A 21,111-nucleotide genomic window follows, 5' to 3' on the forward strand; every position below is an offset into this window, starting at 1 on the left:
CGCGCATGTCCAAGGCACGCACATCTCCGATCCGCACCGGCCTCGTGCACTTGGCGCTCGGCGCCTATACGCTGGTCGCGCTGTTTCCGGTGTTCCTGACCATCGTCAACTCGTTCAAGGATCGCAACTCGATCTTCCGCGAACCGCTGATGATCCCGACGCCGTCGACCTTCAGCCTCGTCGGCTACCAGACGGTGCTGGGGCAGGGCGATTTCGCCACCTATTTCCAGAACAGTTTCGTTGTGACTGTTGTTTCGATCCTGCTGGTGCTGCTGTTCGGCGCCATGGCTGCCTTCGCTCTGTCTGAATACCGCTTCCGCGGCAATCTGCTGCTCGGGCTCTACATGGCGATTGGCATCATGATCCCGATCCGCCTCGGCACGGTGGCGATCCTGCAGGGCATGGTGGCGGCCGGTCTCGTCAATACGCTGACGGCGCTCGTCCTCGTCTATACCGCGCAGGGCATACCGCTGGCGATCTTCATCCTGTCGGAATTCATGCGCACGGTTTCGGACGATCTGAAGAACGCCGGGCGCATCGATGGGCTTTCCGAATATGCGATCTTCTTCCGCCTGGTGCTGCCGCTGGTGCGCCCGGCCATGGCGACAGTCGCCGTCTTCACCATGATTCCGATCTGGAACGACCTCTGGTTTCCGCTGATCCTGGCGCCTGCCGAAAGCACCAAGACGGTGACGCTCGGTTCGCAGATCTTCATCGGCCAGTTCGTCACCAACTGGAATGCGGTGCTGGCGGCCCTGTCGCTAGCCATCCTACCGATCCTGATCCTTTACGTCATCTTCTCGCGGCAGCTGATCCGCGGCATCACGTCGGGAGCAGTCAAATGAACCAGGAGAAACCGATCCGCGTCGTCGTTGCGGGCCTCGGCAACATGGGCCGCAGCCACGCGCTCGCCTATCACAACAATCCCGGCTTCGAAATCGTCGGTCTCGTCAATCGCTCGACACCGGAGCTGGAGCCCGCGCTGCAGGGCTATACTGTTCATCCCGACTTCGCGACGGCGCTTGCGGAGCTGAAGCCGGATCTCTGCTCGATCAACACCTATTCCGACAGCCATGCCGATTATGCCGTCGCCGCCTTCGAGGCCGGTTGTCATGTCTTCGTGGAAAAGCCGCTGGCGACCACCGTCGCCGATGCCGAGCGGGTCGTTGCGGCAGCGGAGAAGGCGGGGCGCAAGCTGGTGATAGGCTATATCCTTCGCCATCATCCGTCCTGGATGAAGCTGATAGCGGAAGCGCGCAAGCTCGGCCCGCCTTACGTCTTCCGCATGAACCTCAACCAGCAGTCCAGCGGTCCGACCTGGGCGACGCACAAGTCGCTGATGCGCACGACCCCGCCGATCGTCGATTGCGGCGTGCATTATGTCGACGTCATGTGCCAGATCACCGATGCGAGAGCCGTCGAGGTGCGCGGCATGGGGCTGCGTCTCTCCGATGAAATCGCCGCCGACATGTATAATTACGGCCACCTACAGGTGCTTTTCGAGGACGGTTCGGTCGGCTGGTATGAGGCCGGCTGGGGACCGATGATCTCGGAGACAGCCTTTTTCGTGAAGGATGTAATGTCGCCGAAGGGCGCAGTGTCGATCGTCATGGATCCGAATGCCAAGTCCGACGATATAGACACGCACACCAAGACCTCGGTGATCCGTCTGCACACGGCTGAAACCGGCCCGGACGGCAAATTCATCAGGCCCGACCAGGATATGAGGATGACAGGCGAGCCCGGTCATCAGGCGCTCTGCGACTTGGAACAGGCCTTCATGCTGAGGGCGATCCGCGAGGATCTGAACCTCGATCGCCATATGGCGGATGCGGTGGCGTCGCTGCGCATCTGCCTTGCCGCCGACGAGAGCGTGCGTACCGGCCAGCCGGTCAGATTGTAAGGGAAACACAGTGGGATCGCTTCAACTCAAATCCATCCGCAAGACCTATGGCACGCATGAGGTGCTGAAAGGCATCGATCTCGAAGTCGAGGATGGCGAATTCGTCATCTTCGTCGGGCCGTCCGGCTGCGGAAAATCAACGCTGTTGCGCAGCATCGCCGGCCTCGAGGACGTGACCTCGGGCGCCGTCGTCATCAACGGCCGCGACGAGACGCTGACGCCGCCGGCCAAGCGCGGCATCGCCATGGTGTTCCAGTCCTATGCGCTGTATCCGCACCTGACGGTCAAGGACAATATGGGGCTCGGCCTCAAACAGGCGGGAACGGCCAAGGACGAGATCGACAAGCGGGTCGGCAAGGCGTCCGGCATGCTCTCGCTTGCGCCTTATCTGGGGCGGCGGCCAGCCGAGCTCTCCGGCGGCCAGCGGCAGCGCGTCGCCATCGGCCGCGCCATCGTGCGCGAGCCGGAACTCTTCCTGTTCGATGAGCCGCTGTCCAACCTTGACGCGGCGCTGCGCGTCCAGACCCGGCTCGAAATCGCCCGGCTGCACCGCGGCCTGAAGGCGACGATGATCTACGTCACCCACGACCAGGTCGAGGCGATGACGCTTGCCGACAAGATCGTCGTGCTGAATGCCGGCTCGATCGAGCAGATCGGCTCGCCGATGGAGCTTTACAACCGCCCGGCCAACGTCTTCGTCGCCGGCTTCATCGGCTCGCCGCAGATGAATTTCGTCCCCGGCGAAAAGGTGGGCGATCATAGCGCCAAGACGATCGGCGTGCGTCCCGAACACATGACGCTGTCGCGCGAGCAGGGGACGTGGCGTGCGAAGGTAGTGCATGTCGAGCATCTCGGCGCCGACACGATCATCTATCTGGAATCCGAGCAGTGCGGCCTGCTGACGGCGCGCCTTTTCGGCGAGCACCAGTATGAGCCCGATGAGATCGTCTATGCGACGCCGGACCAAGCGCGTGTGCATCGCTTTGACGCGGACGACCGGGCGATTCGGTGAGAGGGGCATTGTCAATTGTTTGGCGATAGGCCGGCATTGTGGGTTCACTGGCAGATGGCATTCCTGACATGAGGGTCTGCGCGCGATTGTTCCACCAGCCAACCCCACACTCCGGCATGCTCGGCCTTTCAAGGCCTGGGATGACCGAGAGTGGTCAAGCTAAACTTGCCCCTGGCGTAGAGAGGCACACCGCGCCGGGTGTTTCAGGCGGTCACGACCTCTCCTCGATCATTCCTAACAATGAAAAGGCGCCGTTTCGCGGCGCCTTTTGCGTGAGCTATATTGGTGAACTCAGTCGCGGATGATCAGCAAATCGGCAGCCATGAAGCGCAGCGTCACGGTTTCTCCGGCCTGCGGCGGGGTGACGCCGGGGCTGTTGAACATGTCGAAGGAAATGACGTTGCCGCCGACATTCATGCGGGTGCGAATGACCGAACCGAGGAAGTGAGCCGAGACGACCTGGCCGGTCAGCGCCGTATCGCTTCTGGCGGTGTCGGAGAGCGAGCCTGCTTCCGGGCGCAGCGCCAGCGAGATGATTTCGCCGGCCTTGTGAGCTGCGACCGACTGCTTCAGGGTGATCTTCTGATCGCCGATCCGAATGACATTGGCGTCGGGGTCCACGACTTCGGCTTCGATCAGGTTCAGCGTGCCGACGAAGGAGGCGACGAAGCGTGTGGCCGGCTTGTTGTAGATCTCGAAGGGCGAGCCGATCTGGTCGGCCTTGCCGGCATTCATGACGACGATGCGATCGGAAATCGACAGCGCCTCTTCCTGGTCGTGGGTGACGAAGACAGTGGTGATGCCGAGCTGCTGCTGGATCTGGCGGATTTCCTCGCGCAGTGACACGCGAATTTTGGCATCGAGGGCGGAGAGGGGTTCGTCGAGCAGCAGCACTTGCGGTTTAACGGCGAGCGCGCGGGCAAGTGCCACGCGCTGTTGCTGACCGCCCGACAGCTGATAGGGGTAACGGTCGGCGAGATGATCGAGCTTGATCAGGCCGAGCATTTCCTTGACACGGGCGTCGATCTCCGGCTTCGGCGCGCCGGCAACCTTGAGCCCGAAGGCGACATTGTCATGCACCGACATGTTGGGGAACAGGGCATAAGCCTGGAAGACCATGCCGATATTGCGCTGGTTCGGCTTCAGCGCGCTCTGATCCTTGCCGTTGATGGTCAGCGTGCCGCCGGTCGGGGTTTCGAAGCCGGCGATCATGCGCAGGACGGTGGTCTTGCCGCAGCCTGACGGGCCGAGGAAGGAGATGAATTCGCCCTTCTCGATGTTCATGTTGAAATTCTTGACGACCTGAACCGGGCCGAAGGATTTCTGGATGTTATTCAGAGTGAGGAAAGACATGAGCCGGTTACCTTAAGCCTTTGCCGGGCGGGCTTTGCCGAAGCGGGAAACGAGATTGAGCAGGCCCATGCTGAGCCAGGTGATCGAGAAAGCGATGACGGCGAGCGCCGAAGGTTCATAGGCCTTGTTGGCGCCGACGAGCTGCAAATAGGGGCCGAAGGCCGGACGGTTGAGCAATGCGGCGAAGGTGAACTCGCCCATGACGATCGCCAATGTGATGAAGGCGCCGGAGAGTACGCCGCTCATGACGTTCGGGAAGATGCAGCGGAACATGATGGTCGTCCAGCGGGCGCCGAGGCTTTCGGCCGCTTCCGTCAACGTACGGACATCGATGGCGCGCATGGCAGTATCGACGGCGCGGTACATGTATGGCAGGGACAGCGTGATATAGGAGAAGACCAGCAGGGCGTTGGTCCCCGTCGTCGAACCCGTCAGCGGCAAGTAGGATGACGAATTGTACATTCTGAGGTAGCCGAAGACGATGACGATCGCCGGAATGACGAGCGGCAGCAGCGTGATGAACTCGACAACAGGACGCATCTGCGGCAGGCGCAGCCGCACCCAGTAGGCCGTCGGCACCACGAGCAGCATGCCGAAGACGATGGTGAGCAACGCCATCAGCATGGAGTAGCCGAAGGTCTCGCGAAATTGTATGTCCGAGAAAACCGACTGATAGGCGTCGAGGCTGTATTCGCCGCGGCGCATGCGCAGCGAAAATTCGATTGTGCCGATCAGCGGGATGATGAAATAGGATGCGCCGAGAATGATGGCGATCCAGGCTCCAAGACGTTGTGTTTTCATTTCTGCCACCGCTCGGCGCGCATGCGCAGCATGAGGTAAAGGACGTTGGAGACGCCTGTGATGACGATCATGCCGAGCGCAATGGCGTAACCAAGATTGGCATTGTGCAGAACGTCGCCCCGGATCTGCGCGTAGAGCAGGATCGGCACGATGTTGAGCGAGCTGCCAGTCAGCGCGAAGGCGGTGGCAATGGCGCCGAAGGCGTTGGCGAAGAGAAGCAGCGTGGTGCCGAGCAGGCTCGGCCACAGGATCGGCAGGGCGACCATCATCCAATATTGGCGGTTGGTGGCGCCTAGAATCTCGGAGGCCTCGCGCCATTCCTTCTTCATGCCGTCGAGCGCCGGCGTCAGGATCAGCACCATCAGCGGGATCTGAAAATACATATAGGTGATGGTTAGGCCGAAGAAGGACAGAAGGTTGAAGCCGGTGCCGTAGAGATTGAAGCCAAACCATTCCCGCAGGAATACCGTCAAGAGGCCGGTGCGGCCGAGCGTCGCCAGGAAGGCGAAGGCAAGCGGCACGCCGGCGAAATTCGAGGCTACGCCGGAAAAGGTCAAAAGCGTCGAGCGCACCGAGGCGGGCAGACCACCGAGCACGACGGCCCAGGCGAGAAAAAATCCGATCAGCGCGCCGCCAAGGGCGGATGCCACCGAGACCTTGATACTGATCCAGTAGGCGCTCATGATCGATGGAGTAAAAAGATCGCCGATATTCTTCAGCGTGAAATCGCCCTCGGGCGTCAGGAATGCGCCCGCCACAAGATAGAGTGTGGGGATGATCAGGAACAGCAGAGAAAAAATGATGAAGGGCGCAATGCCCAGCCAGTCGATCACGCGGTCTTTGTTGATCAAGGGGGCGCTGCTCACCATCGGCGTTGAAACGGTACTCATGAAAAGCTCATCCTGGGCATCGGAGTGAGAAGACCTCCCCGCCCTTGGGGCGGGGAGGCCGGATCGGAGTTTACTTAACGTTGGCGCCGACGACGGAATCCCAGTTCTTGGTGATGGTTTCCTTGCCTGCCGCTTGCTCTTCGAGCGTCGGGAAGACGGCCTTTTCATAGGCTGCTGCCGGCGGCAGCTTATCGAGCAGTTCCTTCGGGATCTTGTTGTTCTTGGCAAGATCGTTGAAGCGGATCGGGTGGCAATAGCCCTTCAGCCAGCCGAGCTGACCTTCGTCGGAATAGAGGTATTCCATCCAGAGCTTGGCGGCGTTCGGGTGCGGAGCGAAGGCGGAAATCGCCTGCACGTATACGCCGGCGACGACACCCGTCTTCGGAACGACGACTTCGAACGGAGGGTTGCCCTTCAGGCCTTCACCCCAAGACAACGCGTTATAGTCCCAGGCGATGATGATCGGTGTGGATCCCTGCGCGAAGGGAGCGGCCTTGCCGACGACGGGCACGAAGTTGCCGGCCTTGTTCAGCTCGGCAAAGAACTTCAGGCCTTCTTCGCCTGCCTTGGCAGCGTCACCGCCGGATGCGGAAAGACCGGCGGCGTAGACGCCCTGGACAGCCTGGTTGGCGGTGCGCGGATCGCCTGCCAGCGCGACGCTGTTTGCGTAATCGCTCTTCTTCAGGTCGGGCCAATCAGCCGGCGATTCCTTGACGAGATCCTTGTTCACGAGGAACGAGAGAACGCCGTAGTAGTCGCCGTACCAGTAGCCTTCCGGATCCTTTGCTGTGTCCGGGATCGAATCCCAGGTGGAGACCTTGTAAGGCTGGATCAGACCGTCCTTCTTGGCGGACGGGCCGAAGGAGAGGCCGACGTCGATGACGTCGGGGGCCTGCGGGCCGGTGTTGCCCTTGTTGGCCTTGATCGCTTCGATTTCGTCACCCGAGCCGGCATCCGGGTTCAGCTCGTTGACCTCGAGGCCGTACTTGGCCTTGAAGCCCGCAATGACCTCGCCGTAGCCGCACCAGTCGTGCGGGAGAGCGATCGTGGTCAGCGTGCCTTCCTTTTTGGCGGCGGCGATCAGTTCTGCGCTCGGTTCTGCGGCGGCAATCGCGGTCGAAGCCACGATCATCGCAGTAGAAAGCGACAGGAGTCGAGAAATGTTAGAGATCACTGTTGTTCTCCTTCGGGTTTTCAGTGTCTGGCGATGCTGTTAATCAGCTTACATGAAGCTTGTGTGACGGTTGGATGACGTTAGTTTTGCCGGAATAGCAGGCGCTTGTGACTGATGTTTCATTTGCGACGGCATCGTTCACTTCCGCCAAGTCCGCGTTTGTTTTTCCCTCTCTTTTAGCCTTGCCCTCTTAACCCGGTTTGCGGAAAAGCCTGCTCTGCTCGAACAGCCCTTCCAGCGTCTTCATGCGCTCCTTCGTCTCGTCCCAGGTGGAATTCTGGACGGCCTCGATCAGAGCCTCGACGATGAAAAGAGTGACGACCGACGAATCCCAGGCCGATGGCGCTTCGATGCGGACGCGGAAAGCGTGCCGTGCGAGTTTGGCAGCGGGCGAGGCCCATTGGTCGGTGAAGACGACGATTTCGGCACCGCGCTTGCGGGCGGCGGTGGCAAGGCTGACCATTTCCTGCTCATAGCGGCGGATATCGAAGATGATCAGGATGTCGCCGGCGTTCATGTTGAGGGCATATTGCGGCCAGCTGCTGGAATTGGACGACAGCAGTGTCGTGGCCGGCCGGATGACCTGCATATGGGTGAAGAAATACTCGGCCAGCGCGCCGGTGATGCGGCCGCCGACGAAATAGAGGCCGCGCTTGCGATCCGACAGCAGCGAGGCGACGCTGTCGAAGGTCGCCGTATCGAGATCGGTCAGTGTCTGGCGCAGATTGCCCATGATGGCATCGGCGAAACGGTTGAGGATATGAGTGCCCGGCGCGTTTTGCGCCCAGCGATCGTGCTTGGTGATGGGATTGGAAATCGTCGCTTCGACCTCCTGATGCAGGCGCGCCTGAAAATCGGGATAGCCCTTGAAACCGAGCTTCTGCACCATCCGCACGACGGTCGGTGTAGAAACGCCGGCGTTCTCTGCGATGGTGGTGATGCTGCCGAGGCCGGAAACCGGATAATTGTCGAGAAGGCTTTCCGCCAATTGTTTCTCGGCACGTGTCAACACGCCGAGATGCGAATGTATGACGTCCGAAACCGTCTTCGACGCAGTGGTCACTTGATCTTGCTCCCCGGGGGTGGTCTGGCGCCACTCCTCCGACCAAAGTTAACAACGCTGTCACAATCCATGTCAACCACTGTCATGAAAAGAAATTTTCAGCGACTGCTTGACAGTCGCCAAAAGCTGAAGAATTCTTTTCTATAAAGCTTTTATTAAGGGATAGGAGTGGCGCCGTTGGTGCTGGCCCGGCCAAAAATCCTCAGCGAGGCGGATGGCGATTGCGTCGGGATCGAACGCGTCGACGGCCGGAGCCCAGTGTTGCTCGTCTGCGAACACGCTTCGAAGACGCTTCCCGCCCGGTTCGGCGATCTAGGCCTGCCCAACGAAGCGCTGTCGAGCCATATCGCCTGGGATCCGGGTGCGCTCGCGGTTGCCCGCGGCGTGTCGCAGGCACTCGACGCGACTCTCGTCTTCCAGCGCTTCTCCCGGCTGATCTACGACTGCAACCGGCCGCCAAGTTCATTGGGCGCCATGCCGGAAACCAGCGAGATCTATGCCATTCCCGGCAACAAGGATTTGAGCGCCGAGGAGCGTCTGGCGCGCACCGATGCGCTTTACGTGCCTTTCCATGATGCCATCCGCGGACTGATCCGCGATCGTCGGGCGAGGGGGCAGGATACCGTCATCGTGACGATGCACAGCTTCACGCCGATCTATCATGGACGGCAACGCGCCGTCGAACTCGGCATATTGCACGATGAGGACAGCCGGCTTGCCGACCGCATGTTGGACGCTGCGGCCGAAGCGCCGCTTTACAGGACTGAACGCAACCAGCCTTACGGGCCGGAGGATGGCGTGACCCACACGCTGATCCTGCATGGGCTTTCGAACGGCTTGCGCAATGTGATGATCGAGGTCCGTAACGACCTCATCGCAGACGATGGCGGCCAAGGGGTCATGGCCGACTATCTGACAGGGCTTCTCCAGCACAGCTTGGAAGCCTGAATAAAAAACAAGACCCGAGGGAGCAGTTTATCTGCGGACGTCCGCACGGCGAAAATGCCGCGGGCAATTGGCACTGAACCGGCCGCAATTCCGCGGCCGATCGTGAACAGGGGGAAGTCATGTCGGATTATACCGAACTTGATAAAAAGCAGGATGTGCACATCCTGCATTCGATGGGCTATGCCCAGGAACTCGAACGGCGAATGAGCTCATTCTCGAATTTCGCCGTATCATTCTCCATCATCTGCATTCTTTCCGGCGGCATCAATTCGCTGGCTCAGGCAACCTCGGGCGCCGGCGGTGCGGCGATCGGCATCGGCTGGCCGGTCGGTTGCTTCGTCTCGCTCGTCTTCGCCGTCGCCATGGCGCAGATCAGCTCCGCCTATCCGACGGCTGGCGGCCTCTATCACTGGGGCTCGATTCTCGGCAACCGCTTCACCGGCTGGCTGACCGCCTGGTTCAACCTGCTTGGTCTCGTCACCGTGCTCGGCGCCATCAATGTCGGCACCTATTATTTCTTCATGGGCTCCTTCGGCACAACTTACCTCGGCCTGACGGATTCCACGACGGTGCGCATCCTCTTCCTGGTGATCATCACCGGCGCTCAGGCCCTGGTGAACCACATGGGCATCGGATTGACTGCGAAGCTGACCGACTTTTCGGGCTACCTGATCTTCGCGACTTCGATCGCGCTGGCGGTCGTATGCCTTCTCGCGGCGCCCTCCTATGAATTCGGCCGTCTCTTCACCTTCGCCAATTATTCCGGCGAAGTCGGTGGCAACGTCTGGCCGTCCACCTCGGGCGCCTGGGTTTTCCTTCTCGGTCTGCTGCTGCCGATCTACACCATCACCGGCTATGACGCCTCGGCGCATACATCTGAGGAGACGGTCAAGGCCGCCCATTCGGTCCCGCGCGGCATGGTGGCCTCGGTTCTATGGTCGGCGCTGTTCGGCTATATCATGCTGTGCGCCTTCGTGCTGATGCTGCCGAACATGGACGAGGCGGCAAAACAGGGCTGGAACGTGTTCTTCTGGGCGATGGACAGCCAGGTGAACCCGGTCGTCAAGGACCTCCTTTATCTTGCGATTTTCGTCAGCCAATGGCTGTGCGGCCTTGCGACCGTCACCTCGGTGTCCCGCATGATCTTCGCCTTCTCGCGTGACGGCGGTCTGCCGGCCTCCAAGGCGCTGTCGAAGGTCAGCCCGCAGTATCGTACCCCGGTAGCCGCGATCTGGACGGGATCGATCCTGTCGGTGCTGTTCGTCTGGGGCTCGTCGCTCGTTACGATCGGGGATACGCCGGTTTACACGATCGTCGTCTCGTGCACGGTCATCTTCCTATTCTTCTCCTTCGCGATCCCGATCACGCTCGGCCTCTTCGCCTGGGGCACCTCGAAGTGGGACAAAATGGGCCCGTGGAACCTCGGAGAGGGCGTCTTCAAGCTGTTCGCGGTGCTGTCGATCATAGCGATGATGCTGATCTTCATTCTAGGCATCCAGCCGCCGAACGAATGGGCGCTCTACATCACCGTCGGCTTCCTCGTGGTCACCGGCATCGTCTGGTTCGGCTTCGAGAGCCGTCGCTTCAAGGGGCCGCCGATCGGCGCCGACGTGGCGAAGCGCCAGGCCGAGATCGCGGCGGCCGAGGCGGCCGTCGGCGAAAGCGGCGAACGTTAAGCATCGAGGCTTCCCTCTCAAGTGGCGGGGCCGCATCCTGCGGCCCCATCACCGGATCAACGAAAAGGCATCGGGCCGTGATACCAGGTCGAGCGCATGCGATTTCGTTGCCCCGATTTTCTTCAATTCCAGTTCAGGCGGATCAATCATGAGCAGCAGCTACACAATCGACGACCTCAGGAAGGATGTTGCCGAAGGGCGCATCGATACGGTTCTGGCTTGCCAAGTGGATATGCAGGGCCGGCTGATGGGCAAGCGTTTCCAGGCGGAATATTTCGTCGAGAGCGCCTGGAAGGAAACGCATAGCTGCAACTATCTGCAGGCGACCGACATAGAGATGGAAACCGTCTCCGGCTACAAGGCGACGAGCTGGGAGAAGGGTTACGGCGACTATACGATGAAGCCGGATCTTTCGACGCTGCGCCGCATTCCCTGGCTCGAAGGTACGGCCCTGGTACTCTGCGACGTGCTCGACCATCACACCCATGAAGAGGTTGCCCATTCGCCGCGCGCGATCCTGAAGAAGCAGGTGAAGCGGCTCGAAGACATGGGCATGAAGGCCTATATGGCTTCCGAGCTCGAATTCTTCCTGTTCGACCAGAGCTACGAGGCGGCGCATGCCTCGGGCTACCGCAATCTCAAGCTCGCCAGCGCCTATAACGAGGACTACCACATCTTCCAGACCACCAAGGAAGAAGAGGTGATGCGGGCGATCCGCACCGGACTGCAGGGCGCAGGCATTCCGGTCGAGAACTCCAAGGGCGAGGCCTCCGCCGGCCAGGAGGAGATCAACGTGCGCTATGCCGATGCGCTCGCCATGGCCGATCGGCATGCGATTATCAAGAACGGCTGCAAGGAGATCGCCTGGTCGAAGGGCAAGGCCATCACCTTCCTGGCGAAGTGGAACTACAATGCGGCCGGCAGCTCTTCGCACATCCACCAGTCGCTCTGGAGCCTCGAGGAAAAGCCGCTGTTCTTCGACCATGCCGGCAAATACGGCATGTCGCCGCTGATGCACAATTACGTTGCCGGGCTTCTTGCCCATGCGAGCGAGATCACCTATTTCCTGGCGCCCTACATCAATTCCTACAAGCGCTTCATGGCCGGCACCTTTGCGCCGACCAAGGCGATCTGGAGCAAGGACAACCGCACTGCCGGCTACCGTCTCTGCGGCGAGGAGACAAAGGGTATCCGCATCGAATGCCGGGTCGGAGGCTCCGATCTCAATCCCTATCTCGCCTTCGCCGCGCTGCTTGCCGCCGGTATCGACGGGATCGAGAACAAGCTGGAGCTCGAAGCCCCCTTCGTCGGCGACGCCTATGGCGGCAAGGACATTCGCGAAATACCGCGCACGCTACGCGCGGCAACAACCGAAATGACGGAATCGGCGATGCTGCGCAAAGCCTTCGGCGACGACGTCATCGACCATTACACTCGTGCTGCCGAATGGGAGCAGGAAGAATACGACCGCCGCATCACCGATTGGGAAGTGGCGCGGGGGTTCGAAAGAGCCTAATACGGATTTCGCGGCTTTGCCCCTCACCCTAACCCTCTCCCCGTAAAAAACGGGGAGAGGGGACTTGCCACACGGATCGCTTGAGAGTTCGGAAAACGGTGCGGCATACCCCCTTCGCCCCGCGAGCGGGAGAAGGTGCCGGCAGGCGGATGAGGGGCTATGCCCTCGACGAAATTTTTGATCAATACGAGGACAGGAACCGATCATGGCAATGATCCAATGCATTTCACCGGTCGACGGATCGGTTTACGCGGAGCGCGCAGCACTTTCGCTCGACGCCGCCAAGGACGTGGTGGCGCGCGCCCGCAAGGCGCAGAAGGCCTGGGCGAAACGGCCGCTTGAAGAGCGTGTCCAGCTTGTCCTGAAGGGCGCCGCACGGCTGAATGAGATGTCCGACGTCGTCGTGCCGGAGCTTGCCTGGCAGATGGGCAGGCCGATCAAGTATGGCGGCGAATATAAGGGCTTTAACGAGCGCTCCAACTATGTCGCATCGATTGCGGCGGATGCGCTGGCCCCGCTCGTCGTCGAAGAGAGCGATCGTTTCGAACGCCGTATCGAGCGCGAGCCGCACGGCGTCGTCTTCGTCGTCGCACCTTGGAACTATCCCTATATGACGGCGATCAACACGATCGCTCCGGCGCTGATGGCCGGCAATACGGTGGTGCTGAAACATGCCTCGCAGACATTGCTCGTCGGTGAACGGCTGGTGCAGGCCTTCATCGAGGCCGGCGTTCCCGAAGACGTGTTCCAGAACGTCTTCCTCGATCATGAAACCACGTCGGCGCTGATTGCCATCGGCAGCTTCAACTTCGTCAACTTCACCGGATCGGTCGAAGGCGGCCGCTCTATGGAGCGGGCCGCAGCCGGCACCTTTACCGGCCTCGGCCTCGAACTCGGCGGCAAGGATCCGGGGTACGTCATGGAAGACGCCGATCTCGATGCGGCCGTCGACACCCTGATGGACGGCGCGACCTACAATTCCGGCCAGTGCTGCTGCGGCATCGAGCGCATTTATGTGCATGAATCGCTCTATGACGCCTTCGTCGAGAAATCGGTCGCCTGGGTGTCGAACTACAAGCTCGGCAATCCGCTCGATCCGGAAACGTCGCTCGGGCCGATGGCGAACAAGCGTTTCGCGAAGGTGGTGCGCGAGCAGATCGCCGAGGCGGTTTCCAAGGGCGCCAAGGCGCTTGTCGATCCCAAGCTTTTTCCCCAGGACGACGGCGGCGCCTATCTCGCGCCGCAGGTCCTCGTCGATGTCGACCATTCCATGGCCTTCATGCGCGAGGAGACCTTCGGCCCGGCAGTCGGCATCATGAAGGTGAAGAGCGACGAGGAAGCGCTGGCTTTGATGAACGACAGCCAGTATGGGCTGACCGCCTCGCTCTGGACCAAAGATGCCGAGCGGGCGGCGCGGCTTGGCCGCGAGATCGAAACCGGCACCGTCTTCATGAACCGCGCGGATTATCTTGATCCGGCGCTCTGCTGGACCGGCGTCAAGGAGACCGGCCGCGGCGGCTCGCTGTCGATCATCGGCTTCCAGAATCTGACGCGTCCGAAATCCTTCCACCTGAAGAAAGTCACAGCATGAGCAGCAGCAACATCACCGCAAACTGGAGCTATCCGACATCGGTCAAGCTCGGCCGGGGCCGCATCAAGGAGCTGGCCGACGCCTGCAAGAGCCTCGGCATCAAAAAGCCGCTGCTCGTCACTGACCGCGGCCTGGCCTCGATGGCGATCACCAAAACCGCGCTTGATATCCTCGAAGATGCCGGCCTCGGCCGGGCGATCTTCGCTGACGTCGACCCGAACCCGAACGAGAAGAACCTCGATGCCGGCGTCAAGGCCTTCAAGGACGGCGGCCATGACGGCGTCGTCGCCTTCGGCGGCGGCTCAGGTCTCGATCTCGGCAAGTGCGTTGCGTTCATGGCCGGCCAGACGCGGCCGGTCTGGGATTTCGAGGATATCGGCGACTGGTGGACGCGTGCGAGCCTCGAAGGCATCGCCCCGATCGTCGCGGTGCCGACGACGGCGGGCACCGGTTCGGAGGTCGGGCGCGCCAGCGTCATCACCAATTCCGTCACGCATGTGAAGAAGATCATCTTCCATCCGAAGTTCCTGCCGGGTGTGGTCATTTCCGATCCGGAACTGACCGTCGGCATGCCGAAGATCATCACCGCCGGCACCGGCATGGACGCTTTCGCGCATTGCCTGGAGGCCTATTCCTCGCCCTTCTATCATCCCATGTCGGCCGGCATCGCGCTCGAAGGCATGCGGCTCGTCAAGGAATTCCTGCCGCGCGCCTATCGGGAAGGTACCGATCTCGAAGCCCGCGCCAACATGATGTCGGCCGCCGCCATGGGCGCGGTCGCTTTTCAGAAAGGGCTCGGCGCCATCCATGCGCTCTCGCACCCGATCGGAGCCGTCTACAACACCCATCACGGCATGACCAATGCGGTTGTCATGCCGGCGGTGCTGCGCTTCAACCGCGCCGCGATCGAGGAGAAGATCGGCCGTGCAGCCGCCTATCTCGGCATATCGGGCGGCTTTGACGGCTTCTACGACTATGTGCTGACGCTTCGTTCCGAGCTCGGCGTGCCGGAGACGCTGACGGCGATGGGAATCGCGCCCGACCGCATCGACGAATTGTCGGCCATGGCGATCGAGGATCCGAGTGCCGGCGGCAATCCGGTGGCGATGACGCTCGAAAATACCAAGGCGCTTTTCAAGGATTGCTTCTGACAAGATCGCGGCGGACCTGCAGACCGGCCCGGAAAGCTCTTGCTTTCCGGGCCTTTTCGTCTCGGAAACATTCTGAATTTTAGGGATGTGAAAAATAAAGGCTGCAATTTCGCCGCGCGCGTTCGCAATTTGTTAACCATGATTGTAAAGGATGGGTTAACCGCACGATGCTCCGACAGTGCGCACAAGAGCGATGCCGGCTCGCGCCATTTCCTCCGAGGACCGAACATGCCAGTCATTACATTCGCAAATACCAAGGGCGGCGCCGGCAAGACGACCGCTGTTCTGCTGCTCGCGACCGAGCTTGCCCGTCAGGGCTATCGCGTGACCATTCTGGATGCCGATCCGCAGCATTGGATTTCACGCTGGCACGAGATATCGGGGCACGTGCCCAATATTTCGGTGATCGATTTCGTGACGACCGCCTCGCTGCCGCAGCATATCAGCGAGAACAAGCATAATACCGACTATTTCATTGTGGATCTGCCGGGGGCCCGCAATCCGCTGCTTGCCACCGCCGTCGGCCTTTCCGATCACGTGCTGATCCCGATCCAAGGCTGTGCCATGGATGCGCGCGGAGGCGCGCAGGTGCTCGAACTGCTGCAGTATCTGGACGAGAAGGCGGGCATCAAGATCGGTCATTCGGTGGTGCTGACCCGGGTCAACTCGATGGTGACGACGCGGGCGCTGCAGCTCGTCAAGTCGCTGCTCAGCGAGCGGCACGTGCCGGTGCTGGACACGGCGATCATCGAACGTTCGGCCTTCCGCGACATCTTCGACTGTGGCGGCACGCTGCAGACCATGGACCCCACGCGCGTCAGCAATCTCGACAAGGCGCGTGAGAACGCCACCTGTTTCGCCGAGGAAATCATGCGCAAGGTGCCTGTTCGGTTGACAGCCTCGGCTCGCATGGCGACAGCGGCCTGAATACCCAAGCATTGAAACAGAAAGGCTGTCGGAGCGATCCGGCGGCCTTATCGTTTGTGACCAGTTTGGCTTTGGCTCAGTCGACGAACTCGACCGTCACACCGGGCTTGACCATTTTCGCAAGCTCGGTTGCATCCCAGTTGGTCAGGCGAATGCAGCCGTGGCTCTGGGTGCGCCCGATCTTGGAGGGCTCTGGCGTGCCGTGGATGCCGTAGGTCGGCTTGGAAAGCGCCATCCAGACGGTGCCGACCGGGCCGTTCGGGCCTGGGGGGATGTTGAGGATCTTGTCGTTGGCGCCCTGCTGAAAGTTGATCTTCGGGTTGTAGGTATAACCGGGATTGAACGCGACGCGCTCGACCGTCACCGTGCCGGACGGGGAGGGGGTGTCGGTTGAGCCGATCGAAGCGGGGTAGGCGGCGATGAGATTGCCGGCGCCGTCATAGGCGAAAACCTGTTTGCGCCCCTTGTCGGCGATGATGCGGGCGACCTCGCCGGTCTTCATCTCGCCTGGATTGACGACCTTGATCACCGTGCCGGGAACGCTGAAATCGGCGCCGGGGTTCATCTCCTTAAGGAAGGCCTCGTCCATATGGAAACGCTCGGCCAGCATTTCAGTGGTCGAGGTATAGGCGAGCGACGGCAGCAGCGCCTTATGCGAATAATCTTCCGGGATCTCCGCGACGAAGGGGCCGGCGGCATCGGCCGGCGTGATCGTATAGCTGACGACGGGCAGGCCGCCGTTCATGCGCAGCTCTTCCAGAATGGCATCGGTGTCATTGGGATCAAGATTTGACCCCGTCATCTGATTATAGGCATAAATGCCCTTGGTGACGTTCGAACCCATGTGCCCGTCGATGACGCCAGGAGAGATGCCGGCGCGGTCGAGGAAGACCTGCAGCGCGACGATCTCGGGCTTCGATTTGTTCTTCAGCGTGATCACGGGCTCGTCGGGTGCTGCCTTCGGCGCATCGGCGGGCGGGATCTGCTGATCGGGATCGATCGAGGCGTAATCGTCGCCCGACTGCGGATTGCCGATGCTGTTATCGTCCGGATAGGGCTCCTCGCCGAGCGGCAGGCGCTCGATCGCTGCGTCGCGCGGAATGCCGCCGGTGACGGCGCCACGCTCGGAATAACGCGTGTCGCCATAGGGGTTGTCGTCCGCATAGTAAGGATCGTTGCCGCCTTGGTCAGCATAGACCTCGCCTGGACGGGAACGGGGCGGATAGTAACCGCGGGCGCGCATTTCGGTGGCGACGACGTTGCCGTAGGCGTCGATCAGCACGCGGTTGCCGCTTCGGTCGCGAGCATAGGCAAAGCCGCGGGGGACATAATCGAGGATTTCGCCGTTCGGCGTGACCAGCACGACATCGCTCTGGCGGCGGTCACGAAACTGCTGCGCGCCAGCCTGCGGTGCTGCAGCCGCAACGGCTGCCAGCAGGGCCGCAAGCGAAAATGCCGACTTCAAAAAGCGATTCACGTCTCACACCTCGAACAGTGACTGGCCGACACACACCCGCGAATTTTGACGCTAGTGTGGAATTTATGAAAGCGTGCTGAACAAAATATGAAAATCCCTAAGATTTCCTTTTACTCATAAACGTTTGCATCCTTGTGTCCGTTCCGCAAAATCCACGGTTGCGGCAAAAGCGCAAGAGGAGAACGGCGCCGATTGACGAAGGCCAGTGCGAAACCTAACGCTACGGCGGCCGATAAATCCTTGAGGAGACCCGAGATGATTGAATTTGCCGCTGCAAGCGGGCCGCGCCTGATGCTCGATGAAACATCGGTGCTGGATATCGGCGGATGCATCGTCGACGGTGTTGACATCGCGCCAAAGCGCGCCATTCCCGACGATGGGGATCCGCGAATCGACCACTCGCTCGAAGGTTTTCTCTTCACCTGCGGGCCGGATCATATCCGCCATCGCCAGACGATCGCCGGCCGTGCCGACGGCAAGGTCTATCCGCTGCACGGATCGGCCTCCGGCCACGCCGCCAAGATCCTGTGGACGAAATACGAGAATGGCAATGCCGAATGCCGCGCCGATATCGACATCATCACCGTCGAGGGATTGCCGCAGCGCATCGAGCGGCTGTGGCGGATCGACGGCGTGAACGGCGAGGTGCGGCTCGAAGACCGGGTTATCAATACCAGCGATCAGGTGGTGCCGACCTTCCTGATGTACCATATGAATGTCGGCGGCAGATGGCTGGACGACGGCACGCGGCTCGAAGGCCGGATGCTGGAGAATGGCGGCTTCCCCTGGACATTCGGCGAGGAGCCGGGCGGCATCTTCTGTGTGCCGGCGACGGCGACGGCGGAGGGCTTGGCGGAAGTCCGGCTCGGGCCGATCGCCGCAATCGGCGGCAGGACGCTCAGCGTGCGCTTTCGCGCCGATACGCTGCCTTATCTGCAGGTCTGGCGAAACCAGAAGGCGCCCGCTCATATTATCGGCATCGAGCCGGTGTCGCATCGCTGGGTATCGCGCGACGAGCTTCAGGCGGCCGGTGAATTTAACATGCTCGCCCCAGGCGAAAGCCGCAGCTATGCGCTGACCTTTGCGTTCCTGTGAGTGAAGTGTTGTTGACGCTTGCGGGCCTCCCGTCGTAGACCATCAGCCCACGATCTTTGAGGAGACAAGACGATGGATATTCGCCAGATCGACGATGAATATTCGGTTTCGGGGCAGATCACGCTTGAGGACCTCGACGAGATCAAGGCGCTCGGCTTCAAATCGATCGTCTGCCATCGCCCCGACCATGAAAGCCCCGACCAGACATCATTCTCCGTCATCGAGGCGCGTGCCAAAGAGCTCGGACTAGATATCGCCCACGTGCCGGTTGGACCGATGGGCGTGACAGAAGAGGCGGTGCAGGGAATGGTCGACGCGCTCGATGAATTTCCACGGCCGATGCTCGGCTACTGCCGCTCGGGCGCGCGCTCGACGGCGATCTACCAGAAAACCCACCATATCCGCAGTTGAGCATCGTGCGGGACGCTGATTTTCAGGCGCTGCTCCGCAGCGCCGCCACTTCCAATCACCCAGGAGACGATAATGAGCATTAAGCGTATCGACGTCGGCGCACGTATGAGCGGCGCCGTCATTCACGGCAACACGGTCTACCTCGCAGGCCAGGTGGGCGAGGGCGAAAGCGTCACCGATCAATGCAAGTCGGCGCTCGCCGAAGTCGACCGTCTGCTGGCGGCCGCCGGCAGCAGCAAGTCGAAGATCCTGCAGACCCTCGTCTATCTTTCCGACATTGCTTATTTCGGCGAGATGAACGCAGCCTGGGAAGCCTGGATCGATCCGGCCAATCCGCCGGCACGCGCCACCAGCGAAGCCAAGCTCGCCGCGCCGAAATACAAGGTCGAGTTCATCGTCACGGCTGCGCTCGACTAAGGTCGCCGCAGTTCCGTCTCTCAAAGCCGGTGGGGCAACCTTACCGGCTTTTTGTTTGCGCGATTTCCGAAAGCGTTCTGGTCGGTGTGATCGCTTCCGGATCGAGCTTCACTTCGATGATCGCAGGTTTGCCGCTTGCGCGTGCGCGCTCGAAGGCGGGAGCGAATTCCTCTGTGCTTTCCACCGTCTCGCCGTGGCCGCCATAGGCGCGGGCAAGGGCTGCGAAGTCGGGGTTGGTCAGATCGGTGCTGCTGACGCGACCGGGATATTCACGCTCCTGGTGCATGCGGATCGTGCCGTACATGCCGTTGTTGATAACGATTGCGATGATCGGCAGATCGTAGCGGATGGCGGTTGCGAATTCCTGACCGTGCATCAGGAAGCAGCCGTCGCCAGCAAAACAGATGACCTCGCGCTCGGGAAAGAGCCGCTTGGCGGCCACCGCAGCCGGCAGGCCGTAACCCATCGAGCCGGAGGTGGGGGCTGCCTGTGTGTTGAATCGGCGGAAACGATGGAAGCGGTGCAGCCAGGTGGCGTAGTTGCCGGCGCCATTGGTGAAGATCGTTTCCGGTCCTATATTACTTTCGAGCCACTCCATGATCGGTCCCATATGGACGGCGCCCGGACCCGTGGCCGGCGGCTTCGACCAGGCGAGATAGACCTGATGCATATGCGCGGTCCGCTCCGCCCAGCGCGGCTCGGCTGGGGCTTCGAGATCGGCGAGTGCTTCGACAAAATCGGCGGGGCTGGCGCAGATGGCAAGATCGGGACGATAGACGCGGCCGAGCTCCGACGGGTCCGGATAAATATGAACGAGCGACTGGGCCGGGTAGGGGATGTCGAGCAGCGTATAGCCGGAGGACGGCATTTCCGACATGCGGCCGCCGAGCAGGATCAAGAGGTCGCTCTCCTTGATCTCCTTGGCGAGCCCCGGATTGATGCCGATGCCGACATCGCCGGCATAACAGGGGTGAAGATGATCGAACAGCATCTGTCGGCGGAATGAACAGCCTACCGGCAGCTGAAAACGTTCTGCGAAGGTTGCGAAATCGGCGACGGCATCGGCATCCCATCGCGTGCCGCCGAGGATTACCATCGGCCGTTCGGCTTTGAGCAGGCGCAGATAAAAATCGTCGATCTGGCTGCGGCCGGGATGGGCCTCGACGCTGGCATAATGCCTGGCGCGGGGCGCCTCGACCTCGTCGCGCAGCATGTCTTCCGGCAGTGTCAGCACTACGGGGCCGGGACGGCCGGAGGTTGCGACCGCAAAGGCGCGGGTGACGAATTCGGGAATGCGGGCGGCGGCGTCGATCTCACCAACCCATTTGGCGAATTCGGTGAAGGCGCGGCGGAATTCGACCTCTTGAAAAGCCTCCCGTTCGCGCGCCTCTCGCTGCACCTGGCCGATCAGGAGGATCATCGGGATCGAATCCTGCTTGGCTATATGCAGGCCGGCGGAGGCGTTGGTGGCGCCGGGGCCGCGGGTCACCATGCAGATGCCCGGCTCGCCGGTGAGCCGGCCCCAGCAATCGGCCATCATCGCCGCCCCGCCTTCCTGCCGGCAGACGAGGACGTCGATATCGCTGTCGCGCAATGCGTCGAGAACGGCGAGGAAACTCTCGCCAGGCACGCAGGAGAGACGTTTGACGCCATTTGCCTTCAGCGCCTCGACAATCAACTCCCCGCCAGACTTTTTCATGATGATA

The 21,111-nt window shown here is 61.2% G+C and carries 19 protein-coding genes; 12 read left to right on the forward strand and 7 right to left on the reverse strand.

The annotated features are described in order from the left end of the window. The first annotated feature begins 5 nt into the window (after positions 1 to 5). From PH551_RS01030 to PH551_RS01040, 3 genes are read left to right on the forward strand one after another with little or no spacing between them, the layout of a single operon-like run. A complete protein-coding gene (locus tag PH551_RS01030; protein ID WP_097597924.1) occupies positions 6 to 845 on the forward strand; it encodes a carbohydrate ABC transporter permease in 840 nt (279 codons plus the stop codon). Continuing rightward, positions 842 to 1,903, forward strand: coding sequence for a Gfo/Idh/MocA family protein (locus tag PH551_RS01035; RefSeq protein ID WP_285191520.1), 1,062 nt, complete (start codon positions 842 to 844; stop codon positions 1,901 to 1,903). Before PH551_RS01030 ends, PH551_RS01035 begins: the two co-directional genes overlap by 4 nt. 10 nt (positions 1,904 to 1,913) lie before the next feature. Continuing rightward, positions 1,914 to 2,915, forward strand: coding sequence for an ABC transporter ATP-binding protein (locus tag PH551_RS01040; RefSeq protein WP_285191521.1), 1,002 nt, complete (start codon positions 1,914 to 1,916; stop codon positions 2,913 to 2,915). Positions 2,916 to 3,206: 291 nt separating this feature from the next. Here PH551_RS01040 and PH551_RS01045 read toward each other — a convergent pair whose 3' ends face one another. From PH551_RS01045 to PH551_RS01065, 5 genes are all read right to left on the reverse strand, one after another. Further along, a complete protein-coding gene (locus PH551_RS01045; RefSeq protein ID WP_085778822.1) occupies positions 3,207 to 4,268 on the reverse strand; it encodes an ABC transporter ATP-binding protein in 1,062 nt (353 codons plus the stop codon). Positions 4,269 to 4,280: 12 nt separating this feature from the next. Then, on the reverse strand, positions 4,281 to 5,069 hold the full coding sequence (locus PH551_RS01050; RefSeq protein WP_085778821.1) for an ABC transporter permease: 789 nt from the start codon (positions 5,067 to 5,069) through the stop codon (positions 4,281 to 4,283). Continuing rightward, positions 5,066 to 5,959, reverse strand: coding sequence for an ABC transporter permease (locus PH551_RS01055; RefSeq protein ID WP_285191522.1), 894 nt, complete (start codon positions 5,957 to 5,959; stop codon positions 5,066 to 5,068). Before PH551_RS01055 ends, PH551_RS01050 begins: the two co-directional genes overlap by 4 nt. A 70-nt stretch (positions 5,960 to 6,029) precedes the next feature. Further along, a complete protein-coding gene (locus PH551_RS01060; protein WP_085778819.1) occupies positions 6,030 to 7,133 on the reverse strand; it encodes an ABC transporter substrate-binding protein in 1,104 nt (367 codons plus the stop codon). A 190-nt stretch (positions 7,134 to 7,323) separates the two neighbouring features. Further along, positions 7,324 to 8,196 carry a MurR/RpiR family transcriptional regulator gene (locus PH551_RS01065; RefSeq protein ID WP_085778818.1) on the reverse strand — a complete coding sequence of 291 codons (873 nt, stop codon included), beginning with the start codon at positions 8,194 to 8,196 and terminating at the stop codon, positions 7,324 to 7,326. A gap of 177 nt (positions 8,197 to 8,373) precedes the next feature. Between PH551_RS01065 and PH551_RS01070 the strand changes: the two genes are divergently transcribed. The 6 genes from PH551_RS01070 to PH551_RS01095 all read left to right on the forward strand — a co-directional run bounded on the left by PH551_RS01070 (position 8,374) and on the right by PH551_RS01095 (position 16,005). Beyond that, a complete protein-coding gene (locus PH551_RS01070) occupies positions 8,374 to 9,144 on the forward strand; it encodes an N-formylglutamate amidohydrolase (protein ID WP_285191523.1) in 771 nt (256 codons plus the stop codon). Positions 9,145 to 9,263: 119 nt separating this feature from the next. Beyond that, positions 9,264 to 10,820 (forward strand): amino acid permease, encoded by a 1,557-nt coding sequence (locus PH551_RS01075; RefSeq protein WP_285191524.1) that lies wholly within the window; start codon positions 9,264 to 9,266, stop codon positions 10,818 to 10,820. 148 nt (positions 10,821 to 10,968) lie between these two features. Further along, positions 10,969 to 12,336, forward strand: coding sequence for a glutamine synthetase family protein (locus tag PH551_RS01080; protein WP_285191525.1), 1,368 nt, complete (start codon positions 10,969 to 10,971; stop codon positions 12,334 to 12,336). A gap of 205 nt (positions 12,337 to 12,541) precedes the next feature. Next, positions 12,542 to 13,927 (forward strand): aldehyde dehydrogenase family protein, encoded by a 1,386-nt coding sequence (locus PH551_RS01085; RefSeq protein WP_285191526.1) that lies wholly within the window; start codon positions 12,542 to 12,544, stop codon positions 13,925 to 13,927. Then, positions 13,924 to 15,078 (forward strand): iron-containing alcohol dehydrogenase, encoded by a 1,155-nt coding sequence (locus PH551_RS01090; RefSeq protein ID WP_085778813.1) that lies wholly within the window; start codon positions 13,924 to 13,926, stop codon positions 15,076 to 15,078. Before PH551_RS01085 ends, PH551_RS01090 begins: the two co-directional genes overlap by 4 nt. A 228-nt stretch (positions 15,079 to 15,306) precedes the next feature. Then, complete coding sequence (locus PH551_RS01095; RefSeq protein ID WP_085860059.1) at positions 15,307 to 16,005, forward strand: ParA family protein; 699 nt, start codon at positions 15,307 to 15,309, stop codon at positions 16,003 to 16,005. 76 nt (positions 16,006 to 16,081) lie between these two features. Here PH551_RS01095 and PH551_RS01100 read toward each other — a convergent pair whose 3' ends face one another. Next, entirely contained in the window at positions 16,082 to 17,482 is a 1,401-nt protein-coding gene (locus tag PH551_RS01100; RefSeq protein ID WP_085778811.1) for a L,D-transpeptidase, read from the reverse strand. 255 nt (positions 17,483 to 17,737) lie between these two features. Here PH551_RS01100 and PH551_RS01105 point away from each other — a divergent pair, with 255 nt between their 5' ends. The 3 genes from PH551_RS01105 to PH551_RS01115 all read left to right on the forward strand — a co-directional run bounded on the left by PH551_RS01105 (position 17,738) and on the right by PH551_RS01115 (position 19,405). Continuing rightward, positions 17,738 to 18,577, forward strand: coding sequence for a DUF4432 family protein (locus PH551_RS01105; RefSeq protein WP_285191527.1), 840 nt, complete (start codon positions 17,738 to 17,740; stop codon positions 18,575 to 18,577). Positions 18,578 to 18,649: 72 nt separating this feature from the next. Further along, positions 18,650 to 18,988, forward strand: coding sequence for a protein tyrosine phosphatase family protein (locus PH551_RS01110; RefSeq protein WP_085778809.1), 339 nt, complete (start codon positions 18,650 to 18,652; stop codon positions 18,986 to 18,988). 72 nt (positions 18,989 to 19,060) lie between these two features. Then, positions 19,061 to 19,405, forward strand: a complete 345-nt coding sequence (locus PH551_RS01115) for a RidA family protein (protein ID WP_097597936.1) — start codon at positions 19,061 to 19,063, stop codon at positions 19,403 to 19,405. A gap of 40 nt (positions 19,406 to 19,445) precedes the next feature. Here the strand turns inward: PH551_RS01115 and PH551_RS01120 are convergent, their stop codons facing one another. After that, a complete protein-coding gene (locus PH551_RS01120; protein WP_285191528.1) occupies positions 19,446 to 21,104 on the reverse strand; it encodes a thiamine pyrophosphate-binding protein in 1,659 nt (552 codons plus the stop codon). Positions 21,105 to 21,111 lie beyond the last annotated feature (7 nt).

This window comes from Rhizobium atlanticum, assembly GCF_030182485.1.
GTDB lineage: Bacteria > Pseudomonadota > Alphaproteobacteria > Rhizobiales > Rhizobiaceae > Rhizobium.